The sequence below is a fragment of the Anaeromicropila herbilytica genome (assembly GCF_016591975.1).
In the GTDB taxonomy this organism is placed as follows: Bacteria; Bacillota; Clostridia; order Lachnospirales; family Lachnospiraceae; genus Anaeromicropila; species Anaeromicropila herbilytica.
Genome location: NZ_AP024169.1, coordinates 32,053 through 46,709 on the forward strand (window position 1 = coordinate 32,053; position 14,657 = coordinate 46,709).

The window sequence follows — 14,657 nt, forward strand, 5'->3', positions numbered from 1 at the left end:
AAAAAGAGGTGTGAATCGTGTTAGATTTTAATAGTATTGTTGGACATGAACAGATCAAAGAGCATTTGCAAAATGCAATTAAATTGAATAAGGTATCTCATGCTTATATTTTGAATGGAGAAAAAGGTTCTGGCAAGAAGATGTTGGCTTATACCTTTGCTAAGGTTCTGCAGTGTGATAAAAAGGACATTGATCCATGTGGTGTATGTAAATCATGTATTCAAGCGGAATCTATGAATCAGCCTGATATCATCACTCTTGTCCACGAGAAGGCAAGCATCGGAGTTGATGACATACGTACTCAGATTAATAATGATATTGCAATCAAGCCTTATAGTAGTCCATACAAGATATATATTATTGATGAAGCCGACAAGATGACAGAACAAGCACAGAATGCATTATTAAAAACAATTGAAGAACCACCAGCATATGCGGTTATCTTATTATTAACAAGTAATGCAAATAGACTACTTCCAACAATTCTATCAAGATGTGTTACCTTAAATCTTAAGACGATAAGTACTGAACTCATAAAAAATGAGTTAATGGTAAATTATCATATTCCAGATTATTTAGCAGAATTAAGTGCTATCTTTTCACAGGGTAATCTAGGAAAAGCAATTCGATATGCCTCATCAGAAGAATTTACAAATATTAAAGAGGAAGTTCTTCATATACTCAAATATATAGATGACATGGAAATCTATGAGATTATTGAAGCAATTAAGAAATTATCAGAACACAAGCTTGAAATCAATGATTATATAGACTTTATGATCTTATGGTACCGAGATGTTCTTATGTTTAAGGTGACTAAGAATCCTAATGTATTAATATATCGTGAAGAATACAAATTCATATCAAAGCAAGCAAGTATGAGAACATATGAAGGAATTGAAGCAATCGTAAATGCGATGGATAAAGCAAAAGTCCGTTTAAATGCAAATGTAAATTTTGATATTGCTATAGAGCTTATGTTACTTACATTAAAGGAGAATGGAAATGGTTAATGTTATAGGTGTACGCTTTCGAAGAGCGGGAAAGATATATTTCTTTGATCCGTCAGGATTTGAGATAAAACTCGGTGACAATGTAATTGTTGAAACAGCTAGGGGGATTGAGTATGGCCAAGTTGTAATTGCACCAAGAGATGTGGAAGATGAGAAGATAATTCAACCGCTAAAACCTGTCATTCGAATTGCAACAGAAGAAGATAATGATATTGAAAAAGTTAATAAGCAAAAGGAAAAAGAAGCCTTTCAAATATGTTTAGAAAAAATAAGTAAACATGGGCTTGATATGAAGCTAATTGATGCTGAATATACCTTTGATAATAATAAAGTGTTGTTCTATTTTACAGCAGATGGAAGAATTGACTTTAGAGAATTAGTAAAAGATCTTGCAGCAGTATTTAAGACTAGAATTGAACTTAGACAAATTGGTGTTAGAGATGAAACTAAGGTAGTTGGTGGAATTGGAATATGTGGACGAGCATTATGTTGCCATACGTATTTATCGGAATTTGCACCAGTTTCAATTAAGATGGCCAAAGAGCAGAATCTGTCTCTTAATCCAACAAAAATATCAGGTGTATGCGGACGTCTTATGTGTTGCTTAAAAAATGAAGAAGAAGCATATGAAGAATTAAATAGTAAGCTACCTAATGTAGGCGACTTTGTTAACACGAATGATGGACTGAAAGGTGAAGTGCAAAGTGTTAGTGTATTAAAACAAGTAGTGAAAGTTATTGTTACACTTGAGAATGATGAAAAAGATGTAAAAGAATATAAAGTAGAAGACCTCAAGTTCAAACCACGTAAGAAGAAAGAGAAAGTGGCAATTGATGAGGAATTAAGAGCCCTTGAGATGTTAGAGAAAAAAGAAGGGAAATCTTTATTAAATGATGAATAATTTATTACCAGACGAGAGAATTGATGATCTTCATCGAAATAATTATAAAATTATTCAAAATACGAAGAAGTTTTGTTTTGGTATGGATGCAGTTTTATTATCAGATTTTGCTAAAGTAAAAGCTGGAGAGAATGCACTGGATCTAGGGACAGGTACAGGGATTATACCAATTCTGTTAGAAGCAAAGACAAAAGGAAAACACTTTTCTGCATTAGAGATTCAAGAGGAAAGTGCCGATATGGCTAGAAGAAGTGTAGAACTTAATCAACTACAGGATAAGATCGATGTAGTAATAGGAGATATAAAGGAAGCCTCTAAGATATTTGGAGGGGCTTCCTTTGACGTTATTACCACGAATCCACCCTATATGACAGAGAATCATGGATTAATAAATCCAAATATGCAGATGGCAATCGCAAGACATGAACTTCTATGTTCCTTAGATGATATTATTAGGGAAAGTTCAAAAGTATTAAAGAATAACGGGAGATTCTACATGGTACATCGTCCATTTCGATTAATAGAAATTATTAATACATTAAGCCTCTATAAATTAGAAGTGAAACGAATGAGGTTTGTTCATCCATATATTAATAAAGAGCCCAATATGGTGCTTATAGAGGCGATTAAAGGTGCTAAATCAATGGTCAAAATAGAATCACCATTAATTGTTTATGAAAGAGCTAATGTGTACAAAAAAGATATAAATGAGATCTATGGTTATGAAGAATAGATTTAAGTAAGTTTTATGTTTTTAAATAATGTATGTTTGATAATAAAACAATACAATTTCAACTAGATTATAGTTATAAATCTATCAATATCAATTATAGTAATCGAAATATAACGAACAGTTAAGAGGAAGAATATGGCGGGTATATTATATTTATGTGCAACACCGATAGGAAATTTAGAGGATATTACTTTTCGAGTAATAAATACATTAAAACAAGTTGATTTAATTGCAGCAGAAGATACAAGGCACACTATTAAATTATTAAATCATTTTGAAATAAAAACACCTATGACTAGTTATCATGAGTTTAATAAAATCGAGAAAGCAGACTACTTGGTTAAAAAAATGCTAGAGGGAACAAATATTGCATTAGTTACGGATGCAGGTACTCCTGGTATTTCTGATCCTGGAGAAGAGTTAGTGAAAAGGGCATATGAAGCAAATATAACAGTCACTTCTTTACCAGGCGCAGTAGCATGTATCACGGCGTTAACTTTGTCTGGGCTATCTACTAGAAGATTTTGTTTTGAAGCTTTTCTTCCAACAGATAAGAAAGAAAAATGTAGAATACTAAATGAATTGAATAATGAGACTAGAACAATTATATTATATGAGGCGCCTCATAGATTAAAAAAGACACTACGAGAACTCTTAGAAGCACTCGGTAATCGTAAAATAACCATATGTAAAGAATTAACCAAAAAGTATGAGAAAGCTTTTCTAACTTCAATTGAGGAAGCGATACAGCACTATGAACTGAATGAGCCAAAGGGAGAACATGTTTTGGTAATTGAGGGAAAAACACATGAAGAAATCATAGAAGAAGAGCAAGAGAAGTGGAGAGAACTTACCATTCAGGGGCATATGAATCTTTATCTTGAACAAGGCATGGATAAAAAAGAGGCTATGAAAGTAGTTGCCAAAGAACGTGGTATGAAAAAGAGAGAAATTTATCAATATTTATTAGAAGAAGACAAAAAGTAATGAAATAATTGATAACGACAATTTAATACTGACTAAAACAAAAAAAAGTAGATAAGTGGGAAGACTTATCTACTTTTTATGTTTTAGTTAGTAGGTATCGGATTATTCTTCGATAAGACCAGCTAATTTAGCTAATTCTTTAATTGAAGCTTTAGAAACCTTTTTACCACAGTAATCAATTAATTCGTTCTTTTCGCCATTAAAGATATCTGCTGGTTCGTATTTTTTTAATACGATTCTATCTTCATCAACAAAGATTTCAAGTGGATCTCTTTCTCCAACACCTAATGTTCTTCTAAGTTCGATAGGTAATGTAATTCTTCCTAATTCGTCTAATTTTCTTACTATTCCTGTACTTTTCATTGTAAAACGCTCCTTTGATATGTATATAATCTACATGTATAAAAATAGCATAGCACGAATTCAAAGTCAATTTAAATAATTATCATGATATAGCACTATTTTAAGCACATATTAGTAAATTAAGAAAGAATATGTAAAATTTAAATAAATAGTTTTTTAATACAAAAATAACATAAATATGTTAATTATTAGAATTAGATGGAGAAAAAAGGGTTTTGGCAACTAATTTTGAATGTATATCAAAATATAGAGAGACAAAAATTTACAAATAACATATGTTATTTTACAAAAAGTTACAATTAATTGTAATTAATTCAATTAATTTTTTTATCAAAATAAATACATTTTAGTAGAATATTAAAATTTTAATCATAAAAAATAGTAAAAAAATAAGTATAATTGGAAAATACAAAAAAGTTAAGGAAAAAAAGGTAATAATATAGAAATAACAAAAAGTATTATTTTTGGGTATTCCATAGATGTTGTAGAAAATATAAATAATATAATCGAGCAATTTTATAAAAAGTACTAAGATAGCTTGAGTACTAATATATTTATATAAAATTTAATAATTCATGTAAAATAGAGGTGTTGTTAGTGCTAAATTATTTATGGGGATTTATGATAGTAATTGGTATTGTTGTTGGTGTTCTAACTGGAAGAATATCGGAAGTTAGTACAGCAACAATAAATTCATCAAAAGAAGCAATTTCTCTTTGTATTACCATGCTAGGATTTATGTCTCTATGGACTGGTATTATGAATGTTGCAAGAAGTGCTGGTATTATTGGAGCCTTAACTAAAGCCCTTAAACCTATTCTTCGATTATTATTTCCAGATATACCAAAGGACCATGTTGTAAACGAGTACATAGCATCTAATATGATTGCAAATATCCTAGGATTAGGATGGGCTGCAACGCCAATGGGGCTTAAAGCAATGAAGGAGTTAAAAACATTAAATAAGAATAGTGACCTAGCTAGTGTAGATATGTGCACTTTTTTAATTATTAATATTTCTTCTCTACAGCTTATACCTGTTAATATTATTGCTTATCGAAGTCAATATGGGTCTGTAAATCCTACAGAAATCCTGGGACCTGCCATAATTGCAACTTGCTTTTCTACATTGGTTGGTGTTTTATTTTCAATTATAGCGAGAAGGAGTTGTAAGAAATGAAATTTTTATTATATATATCAGATTATATTATGCCATTTGTTCTGTTCTACGTAGTTGGATTCGGATTATTAATGAAAGTAAATATCTATGATGATTTTGTTAAGGGGGCAGAAGATGGACTAAAGGTGGTAGTTGGAATTATACCTACGTTAGTTGGACTCATGGTAGCCATAGGAATTCTTAGAGCATCCGGAGCTTTAGATTGGTTGTCTAATTTAATTATGCCAGTTACAGATATGCTGCATTTCCCTTCTCAATTGGTTCCTTTAGTTACTATTAAGATGTTCTCTTCATCAGCTGCCACAAGTCTGGTACTTGATATATTTAAAGAATACGGGCCCGATTCCTACATAGGTAGATTAACTTCAATTATGATGAGTTGTACAGAAACTATATTTTACACAATGTCTGTATATTTTTTAACAGCAGGGGTAAAGAAAACGAGATATACACTAGCAGGAGCATTAGTTGCAACGTTTGCCGGGGTAATCGCTAGTGTAATAATTGTAGGCTTTATGTAGATAACAAAGTAAATAATGAAGTATAAAGAAAACAAAATTTATTAGTTGCATAGTATTATGTTTGAAACTAAGTATATTATTATAATTTTTGAAGCATTAAGACATAGACGCAACCTTGAATATGAAATCTTTATCGTGTATAATAATTAATATCATATTATAAGGAAATGGGTGAGTATATGGATGCATATGGTACGTTTAATGAGGTATTGGTAAAATTATTTAATGAAATCATGGAATTAGAGCAAAAGGCTATTATTACAGAAGAATTCAAAGATATTTCAAATAACGATATGCATATCATAGAAGCAATAGGTAATGAAGAGCCTAAAAATATGACAACAGTAGCCAAAGCTCTTAAAGTTACGGTTGGCACACTTACTATTGCTATTAATAACCTTGTAAAAAAAGGATATGTTGATAGAGTGCGTAGTGACGAGGATCGAAGAGTAGTCCTGATTTCTTTAAGTATGAAAGGTGAAAAAGCTTTTGAACACCATAAGAGATTTCACCAGGATATGATAAATGCAACATTAAAAGGATTATCTGACAGTGAAACTAAAATATTAGTAAAAGCCTTGAGTAATTTAAGTTCTTATTTTAAAGAATATTACTAAAAGAATAAGAAAAAGGTAATAAGGAAGAGATAGTAACTGATAATTAATTACAGTATAAACAGCAGAAGAATCATAACATACAATAATAATATAATAGTTGAAGCGAAAATATAGTTATGTAGAGACTAAATTTCAAGTAAAATAAGTCGAAGGAGGATATCGGGAAAATATATCTCGATTAAGATGCAAATGGATGGATTTTTAGATGATAGCGATTTAGAAGGATTATTTGATGAATTAAACATGGTGGAACAGACTGTAGCAGAGAATGAATCTGATAAAGAAATGGATGCTTCGTCAAGAAGATACATGGAGATTATTAAGAAGCATAAAAGTGTAGAAGAAAAATAGGAATATAGTTATTAACGTAGTAATATGTAGTAATAAATTAACATTAACACTTTAATATAATTATAATTGTTAATGTAATACTTATATTTAAAAACCAAAATGACTGTTATTTATCCGTTAAGATAATAAATAGGAAGTTTATACTTATTTATTGGATAATAATAACAGACATTTTGGTTTTTATAAGTTATTTATATATTCTTGTATATCAGTACTTAAGAAAAGTGGCAATTGCAATCATCTATATGAACTTATTTATGCAATGGTATCGATTACTAAGTCTTCTTCTATTTCAGATACAACCTTTTTAAGAGCATCTAAGGCTTCTTCAGGTAGTTCATCAAATCCACCCTTTACCTCTTTTCTAGATTCAACGAAACGAATACGATCATTCATACGTTCTTTTAATTGATAAATATAATCTTTATCACTCATATCAGGTATGAAGCCTTCCCATTCCATAATCTCAATATCTTCAAAAGTACCCCATTGCTTGAAAGAAGAAGTACCTTCAATAATATTCTCTAGAATACCAAGAGTATCTTTAGGTTTTACTTTTTTACCCATGAAATCACCAGTATTAATAATATAGCAATCTACATTTCTTTCGGCTACTAGTTTTTTAAATTTTTCATAATCATTCACAAGTGGATAAGTTCTAAAAGGATTAGCATATGGTTCAACTACTAATGCATTAGGATCTACCCCAGGTGCAAGTCGTTCCGCTGAAGAACGCTTTGTTGCTAGCGTAGCGCCCATGACAGATGCTAATTCAGCACCTTTAATTTTTAATACAGGTGGAAGAGTTGGATCTTTCATTATCCAGAAAATTGCGTTAACTGGTTCGTAAATCTTATCTACACGATTTGGAGACCATAATTTGGATTTGATTGCACGACCGTTGCCATTACGTATATCTTCGGTTACAAGAACTACTTTTCCATCCTCGTCAAGGGTTGCGGAACAGTTCTGAGCAGTAATTAAATATTTATTATCCTCGCAACTAAGTGGATAGTCAGCAGTTTTATCAAAGTATGTTGGTTCAAGAGCAATTGATGAACCAGTCTCTGTTGAGATAATGAAAGCATCATCATGCAACACGGTTACATCATATTTGCCATCATGTTTAGCATGAGTAATGGTTGATTTACCTGAGCCAGACAATCCGAATACACTAGCTACGTATGAGTTTCCATTAGGCAGATTATATCTTTTTTGACCACCATGGCAAGATGCATATCCATTACGATTGGCAATTGCCCAAGCGATTGTTAGAGTACCTTTTTTATGTTCACCAAAATACCTCATTCCAAGGAGTGCAGCACAGTTGGTATTGGTATTAAAGTAAGTTAATCCAAGTGGATGCTCGGAATGTTTCCATTGTGGATTAGAGAAGATATAGATATCTCCTTCCCTACCATCACCAATAAGTGATGACTTTTTATACATTTTCACATATTCATCGGATAGATACTGGAAGTTAAGCATCCAAGAATATAGGATATTTTCTTCACCTTCTGGAATCAAAAGATGAGCCGTTACCATGAATTCTGGATCTAATCCAATAAATACTTCGGCATGATAGAGTGTTATGTAACGAGTGTCATAAATGGCATCTTTTAACTTGTTATCAAGGTCTTTACAATCAACACCAGGCTCACCAGCAATTCTTCTTGCAGCAGCACAACGTCCAGTTACAAAGCCATCATTAAATAATAATACCTTAGCATCTTTTTCTAGTCCAAATTCTTCACCATGATATACAGGCATATCTGTAACAACAGTGCCTGGAGAATGTTTTGCAAGTTCATAAGCTTCTCTTAATGTATTTACTTTAATTACATTATTTCCATAAAAAGCAGCTTCAATGATAGAACGGGTGGTTGAAAAGATAGGATTATTCGCGCCAATTTCTTCACGCTTAAAATTTGCTTTTGTTGACATATTTGATTCCTCCTAGTTTATATTGGTGACAATAAAAAAGGGGATTAGCTGGACATGAGGGTGCATAGCTGCAGCTCATGCAGAAAGTTAGGACAAAATATTGTTCGCCAATATAAGTATATTCCTTATGGATAAATATGTCAATTCTAAAGAGGCAAGGTATTTATTTTTTTAAAGACATAATTTGATTATTTTTGTGCGTCTATCCAAGAATCTAAACGATTGTCAATTACATCAAAAGGAGCAGGTCCAGTCTTTAAAAGAAATTCATGAAAATCCTTAAGTACAAATCGATCACCAAGTTGTTTTTTTGCTTTATCTCTTAACTCATTAAACTCAAGATATCCGATGGTATATTGTAGATAATTACCGGGCTCTTCAACCACTGATTTATAGAATTCATTTACCGTTTTGTCATCGTCTGTGTTTAGAACTTTCAACAAAAAGTTTCCTGTTTCTTTTTTCGTCCAACCTTCATAATTAACACCAATATCAACTCTTGCATACAGACATAGAGTTGCAGCCATATTTTTCTCAAGTAATGAGGCAACGCTTTTATCAAGGCCAGCAAGTGAGTAGGAGTCTAGTTCAACATAGGTAGCCCAACCTTCTGTATATCCACCAAAGTTTAATACACTACGTATTGGTGCTGGATTTTGCTCATTAAAATATACGCATTGGTATAGGTGACCTGGATATCCCTCATGAGCTATAGTTGTAAAGATTGTCGATTGGTCAAACTGCTCTGACTTATTTATATAGATACTATTATCAGCATAATTATCAATGGCCGGTGTTAAATAAAAGGCAGGGCTTAAGAAATCTTGTAAGGATTTATCTACATATTTTATGGTACAATTTACGTCATTTAAGGCTGGGTAGTTTTTATTAATAGCAGTTTTTAAGTAGTTTATAATTTCTTTTGGATCCGTTAATTTGTATTTTACTTTCTCCATTGCATCAAGCGCATCTGGTTTCACTAGAACAATTGCTTGCATCTTTGCAATATTATGATTCATGGTGTCTTCTAGTAAATCAGTTAATTCGGAAATAGATTTCTTAGAGCCGGTCTCTGATTGGACAAGTAACTTGTAATATTCTTTTCCGTTTTTAAAATTACATAGGCCTCCTGCATTCTTACCAGTTCCCTTTAGCTTACTTAATTCAGATATTAGATTTTCATATGCTGGGATAACACTAGTTAGTACAGCATCTTTATTTGCTTTTTTGTAGTTTCTAATCTCATCTTTGGTAAGTCCCTTAAAGGAAGAGACCTTATCATTAAATACAGTAATTAAAAGATTATTTTTTTTATCTTTAATAAAAGTGTTACATTGGTCAATAATATCCTTGACTGCAGTATCGTTCATAAATAATCCTTGTTTTGACTTTTCTTTTTCTATTGCCACAATCTGCTTAAAGTAATCATCTGTACAATTTAATAATTTGATATAGTCATCAATATCCTCTTTATCATAAAAATTATATTCTGCATATAGAACTGGCAGTTGGGCTTGAAATCCAATGGTTGGACTTAGAATTTCTGAATATAGAGGATATTTTCCTAGGTTAAGATTAAGGGATAAGGATTCTTTTAAAATATCATAAGTTAACTTTTGATCTTTAGTTAGGGAATCGTAATCAAAGTCTTTGAGACGTTTTAAATAATTCTCGTATTTAACTAGATTCTCTTCATTTTCTTCTAATGTATATTCACCTAAAGTTGGAGTGAAATTCTTGATTCCATATTTTTCAGGCTTTGAAAGGGTATAATTTAAAGTGATACTATCACTTTGTACTTGATCTACAAATACTTCCTTTGTAAATGCATCAAAGTCCTCTCTGGTTTTGGGATTAATCTGTTTCTGGTTACAGCCAGTGGCAAGTAACATTATCGTAAGAATAGCAGTAAAAAACAGAATAAATAGATTACGTTTTTTTAGTGTTTTCATTATTACCTCCTATTATTTTTGAACTTTGTTTTATTATACAGCAAAAAATCAAGTTAGTAAAAATTACTTTTGGCTCATATTCCCTAAAATTAGACGTTGTACCAATGAAAATATTGGACTTATTAAAAATTATATACTATAATAATTAATTACAGGCAATATATAAACTTTTATAGTTCGTTAGAAAAGACATACAAGAAATTAATATTGTAGGATTTTTGAAGTAGACAAAAACATTACAAATATTTCATGAATTACGTATGCATAATATAAATAATGTGTAGTAGAAGGAGGAAATGGAATGGAGAAGAAACCATTTTATATGACAACAGCAATTGCATATACATCAGGTAAGCCTCATATTGGTAATACCTATGAGGTTGTATTAGCAGATAGTATAGCAAGGTTTAAAAGACAACAGGGCTTTGATGTATTCTTTCAAACAGGTACGGATGAACACGGGCAAAAGATTGAGTTAAAGGCTGAAGAAGCAAGTATTACGCCAAAACAATTTGTAGATAACGTTGCAGGTGAGATTAAAAGTATATGGGATCTTATGAATACATCTTATGATAAATTTATTCGTACAACAGATGATTATCATGAAAAACAAGTACAAAAAATCTTTAAGAAATTATATGAGCAAGGTGACATATATAAAGGACATTATGAAGGAATGTATTGTACACCATGTGAGTCCTTCTTTACTTCTTCCCAATTAGTGGATGGAAAATGTCCAGACTGTGGTAGAGAAGTTCAACCTGCCAAAGAAGAAGCTTACTTCTTAAAGCTTGGAAAATATACGAATCGCTTAATTGAACACATCAATACTCATCCAGAATTTATTCAACCAGAATCAAGAAAGAACGAGATGATGAATAACTTCTTGTTACCAGGACTTCAAGATCTATGTGTATCAAGAACATCTTTCAAATGGGGAATTCCAGTAGACTTTGATGATAAACATGTAGTATATGTGTGGCTAGATGCACTAAGTAACTATATTACTGGTATAGGATATGACCTAGATGGCAATTCAACTGATCAATTTAACAAGTTCTGGCCTGCTGACTTACATCTTATCGGGAAAGATATACTTAGATTCCATACGATTTATTGGCCAATTATGTTAATGGCTCTAGATCTACCTCTTCCAAAACAAGTATTTGGACATCCTTGGCTAATGCAAGGCGATGGTAAGATGAGTAAATCAAAAGGTAATGTACTCTATGCAGATGACCTTGTTAATTTCTTTGGCGTGGATTCTGTTCGATATTTTGTATTACATGAGATGCCATTTGATAATGACGGTGTAATTACTTGGGAACTAATGGTTGAGAGAATGAACTCTGACCTTGCGAATACCTTAGGTAACTTAGTAAATCGTACGATATCTATGTCTAATAAATATTTCGGTGGTATTGTGAAGAATACTGGAGTAAAAGAGGCAGTAGATGAAGAATTAAAGGAATTAGCATTATTAACTCCTAAAAAAGTAGTGGAAAAGATGGAGAAATTAAGAGTTGCTGATGCAATTACAGAAATCTTCACGTTGTTCAAGAGATGTAATAAATACATTGATGAAACAATGCCTTGGGTATTAGCAAAAGAAGAGGATAAGAAGCCACGTCTTGAAACTGTGCTATACAATTTAGTAGAAGGAATTACAATAGGTGCAAGTCTATTAGAATCCTTTATGCCAGAGACTGCACAAAAAATCGTAGCACAATTAAATACAAAGATTAGAACAATTGAGGAGTTAAATGAATATGGACAATATCCATCTGGAAATAAAGTTACAGAAACGCCAGAGATTCTATTTGCTCGTTTAGATATGAAAGAAGTATTAGAAAAAGTTGAGGAATTAAAAAGGAAAATGATGCCAGCAGAAGAAGTAAAAGAAGAAAATAGTGAAGCAGTAATTGAAGTAGAGAAAAAAGAAGAAATCTCTTATGATGATTTCATGAAAATGCAATTTCAAGTAGGACAAATTATTGCTTGTGAAGAAGTTCCAAAGTCAAAGAAATTATTATGTTCTCAGGTTAAGATCGGAAATGAAGTAAAACAAATTGTATCTGGAATTAAAGCATATTACACACCAGAGCAAATGGTTGGTAAAAAAGTTATGGTCTTAGTGAATCTAAAACCAGCAAAATTAGCAGGAGTTCTATCAGAGGGAATGCTTCTATGTGCTGAGGATGAAAATGGAGAACTAGCTCTTATGGTTCCAGAAAAGAATATGCCAGCAGGAGCAGAGATCTGCTAATAAAAAGGCATGGGAACTAGTGTGAATGTTAAAAACAACTCACACCCCTGATTTATATGTCGCCAATGGCGACAGATGGGAGCTAGAATGATAATAGATACACATGCACATTATGATGATGAGCAATTTGACAAAGATAGAGACGAATTACTTCATAATTTGAAGGAAAACGACATAGAATATGTAGTAAATATCGGAGCAAGCCTTAAAACAACAAAGAACACTTTAGAATTAATGGAAGCATATGATTTTGTCTATGGAGCAATTGGAGTTCATCCAAGTGAGACTGCAGAGTTAAATGAAGAGAATTTCGCTTGGCTAAAAGAGCAAGTAGGAAGAGAAAAAGTTGTTGCAATTGGTGAAATTGGTCTAGACTATTATTGGGACGAACCTGATAGAGAGATTCAAAAAAAATGGTTTCATAGACAGATGGAATTAGCCAAAGAAACTAAGCTACCAATGGTAATACACAGTAGAGATGCAGCAAAAGATACTCTTGATATGATGAAGACAGCAAAGGCTGATCAAGTAGGAGGAGTAATACATTGCTTTTCCTATGGTGTTGAGATGGCAAGAGAGTACCTTAATATGGGGTTCTACCTTGGTATTGGGGGCGTGCTTACCTTTAATAATGCAAAGAAATTAAAAGAAGTAGTAGAATATATTCCTCTTGATCGCATTGTATTAGAAACGGATTGCCCATATCTTAGTCCTGTTCCCAATCGTGGAAAGAGAAATTCTTCTCTTAATTTAGTATATGTCATTGATGAGATTGCAAGATTAAAGCGTATGAATAAAGAAGAGATAATCAGAGCAACCAATAAAAACGCTAAAGAGTTATATCGTATCAGATAATTATATTAAATATGTACCATAAATACTGGACAGATGCTAAAGATTGAAGGTAATGGGCATAAAAATGAAAGGCATGGTAATAGACATGGCATCCTTAGGAAACCCAAAGAATACCATTGAAATATTAAATAAATATCATTTTGTATTTCAGAAGAAATTTGGACAGAACTTTTTGATTGATACACATGTATTAGAGAAAATTATTGCAGCAGCAGGTATTACAAAAGATGATATGGTACTTGAAATTGGACCAGGTATTGGGACAATGACACAGTATCTATGTGAAAATGCTAGAGAAGTTGTTGCTGTGGAAATTGATAAAAAGTTAATTCCAATCTTAGAAGACACCTTATCAGAGTATGATAACGTAACAGTTATTAATGAAGATATCTTAAAAGTAGACATTAAGAAATTAGCAGAAGAAAAGAATCATGGAAAGCCGATTAAAGTTGTGGCTAATCTTCCATACTACATTACAACGCCTATTATCATGGGACTATTTGAAAGTAAAGTTCCAATTGATAATATAACGGTAATGGTACAAAAAGAAGTTGCAGATCGAATGGAAGTTGGACCTGGAACGAAAGATTATGGTGCTCTTTCCTTGGCAGTTCAATATTATGCAAAACCATATATTGTTGCAAATGTTCCAGCAAATTGCTTTATGCCAAGACCTAATGTTGGTTCAGCAGTAATCAGGTTAACGAGACATCAGAATCCTCCAGTAGTTGCAGATGATGAAGATCTTATGTTCAGAATTATCAGAGCATCCTTTAACCAAAGAAGAAAGACCTTATTGAATGGTCTAAATAATAGCAGTGAAGTTAACTTACCAAAAGAAACAATATTAGAAGCAATTCATGAACTTGAAGTAGCAGAAAATATTCGTGGAGAAGCTTTAACTCTAGAACAATTTGCTAAGTTAAGTAATATTATAAAAAGAAAATTATAATAAAGCTATTACAAAACATACAA

At 31.9% G+C, this 14,657-nt stretch carries 14 protein-coding genes; 11 read left to right on the forward strand and 3 right to left on the reverse strand.

Annotation, left to right across the window (positions count from 1 at the left end; all coding sequences use genetic code 11):
* Nucleotides 1–17 precede the first annotated feature (17 nt).
* The 4 genes from holB (at nucleotide 18) to rsmI (ending at nucleotide 3,634) form a co-directional block, all read left to right on the forward strand.
* Nucleotides 18–1,013: a DNA polymerase III subunit delta' gene (holB, locus tag bsdtb5_RS00175; RefSeq protein WP_271714042.1), complete on the forward strand. Its 996-nt coding sequence runs from the start codon at nucleotides 18–20 to the stop codon at nucleotides 1,011–1,013.
* Entirely contained in the window at nucleotides 1,006–1,914 is a 909-nt protein-coding gene (locus bsdtb5_RS00180) for a PSP1 domain-containing protein (RefSeq protein WP_271714043.1), read from the forward strand. Before holB ends, bsdtb5_RS00180 begins: the two co-directional genes overlap by 8 nt.
* Nucleotides 1,904–2,647 (forward strand): tRNA1(Val) (adenine(37)-N6)-methyltransferase, encoded by a 744-nt coding sequence (locus bsdtb5_RS00185; protein ID WP_271714044.1) that lies wholly within the window; start codon nucleotides 1,904–1,906, stop codon nucleotides 2,645–2,647. The genes bsdtb5_RS00180 and bsdtb5_RS00185 overlap by 11 nt, the downstream gene beginning before the upstream one ends.
* A 135-nt stretch (nucleotides 2,648–2,782) precedes the next feature.
* Entirely contained in the window at nucleotides 2,783–3,634 is an 852-nt protein-coding gene (rsmI, locus tag bsdtb5_RS00190) for a 16S rRNA (cytidine(1402)-2'-O)-methyltransferase (protein WP_271714045.1), read from the forward strand.
* 102 nt (nucleotides 3,635–3,736) lie between these two features.
* Here the strand turns inward: rsmI and bsdtb5_RS00195 are convergent, their stop codons facing one another.
* Entirely contained in the window at nucleotides 3,737–3,997 is a 261-nt protein-coding gene (locus bsdtb5_RS00195) for an AbrB/MazE/SpoVT family DNA-binding domain-containing protein (protein ID WP_271714046.1), read from the reverse strand.
* Nucleotides 3,998–4,594: 597 nt separating this feature from the next.
* On the opposite strand from bsdtb5_RS00195, the gene bsdtb5_RS00200 reads away from it, so the two are divergent.
* From bsdtb5_RS00200 to bsdtb5_RS00215, 4 genes are all read left to right on the forward strand, one after another.
* The gene (locus bsdtb5_RS00200; protein WP_271714047.1) at nucleotides 4,595–5,176 is read left to right on the forward strand and encodes a nucleoside recognition domain-containing protein; all 582 of its coding nucleotides are present in this window, start codon (nucleotides 4,595–4,597) and stop codon (nucleotides 5,174–5,176) included.
* Nucleotides 5,173–5,697, forward strand: a complete 525-nt coding sequence (locus bsdtb5_RS00205; protein WP_271714048.1) for a spore maturation protein — start codon at nucleotides 5,173–5,175, stop codon at nucleotides 5,695–5,697. The genes bsdtb5_RS00200 and bsdtb5_RS00205 overlap by 4 nt, the downstream gene beginning before the upstream one ends.
* Before the next feature lie 179 nt (nucleotides 5,698–5,876).
* Nucleotides 5,877–6,314 (forward strand): MarR family winged helix-turn-helix transcriptional regulator, encoded by a 438-nt coding sequence (locus bsdtb5_RS00210; RefSeq protein WP_271714049.1) that lies wholly within the window; start codon nucleotides 5,877–5,879, stop codon nucleotides 6,312–6,314.
* A 189-nt stretch (nucleotides 6,315–6,503) separates the two neighbouring features.
* A complete protein-coding gene (locus bsdtb5_RS00215; RefSeq protein ID WP_271714050.1) occupies nucleotides 6,504–6,665 on the forward strand; it encodes a hypothetical protein in 162 nt (53 codons plus the stop codon).
* A 255-nt stretch (nucleotides 6,666–6,920) separates the two neighbouring features.
* Here bsdtb5_RS00215 and bsdtb5_RS00220 read toward each other — a convergent pair whose 3' ends face one another.
* Nucleotides 6,921–8,609, reverse strand: a complete 1,689-nt coding sequence (locus bsdtb5_RS00220) for a phosphoenolpyruvate carboxykinase (ATP) (protein WP_271714051.1) — start codon at nucleotides 8,607–8,609, stop codon at nucleotides 6,921–6,923.
* A 188-nt stretch (nucleotides 8,610–8,797) separates the two neighbouring features.
* Complete coding sequence (locus bsdtb5_RS00225) at nucleotides 8,798–10,561, reverse strand: DUF885 domain-containing protein (RefSeq protein WP_271714052.1); 1,764 nt, start codon at nucleotides 10,559–10,561, stop codon at nucleotides 8,798–8,800.
* Between the two features lie 301 nt (nucleotides 10,562–10,862).
* On the opposite strand from bsdtb5_RS00225, the gene metG reads away from it, so the two are divergent.
* The 3 genes from metG (at nucleotide 10,863) to rsmA (ending at nucleotide 14,634) form a co-directional block, all read left to right on the forward strand.
* On the forward strand, nucleotides 10,863–12,827 hold the full coding sequence (gene metG / locus bsdtb5_RS00230) for a methionine--tRNA ligase (protein ID WP_271714053.1): 1,965 nt from the start codon (nucleotides 10,863–10,865) through the stop codon (nucleotides 12,825–12,827).
* An 87-nt stretch (nucleotides 12,828–12,914) separates the two neighbouring features.
* Entirely contained in the window at nucleotides 12,915–13,682 is a 768-nt protein-coding gene (locus bsdtb5_RS00235; RefSeq protein ID WP_271714054.1) for a TatD family hydrolase, read from the forward strand.
* An 85-nt stretch (nucleotides 13,683–13,767) separates the two neighbouring features.
* Entirely contained in the window at nucleotides 13,768–14,634 is an 867-nt protein-coding gene (gene rsmA, locus bsdtb5_RS00240) for a 16S rRNA (adenine(1518)-N(6)/adenine(1519)-N(6))-dimethyltransferase RsmA (protein WP_271716026.1), read from the forward strand.
* Nucleotides 14,635–14,657 lie beyond the last annotated feature (23 nt).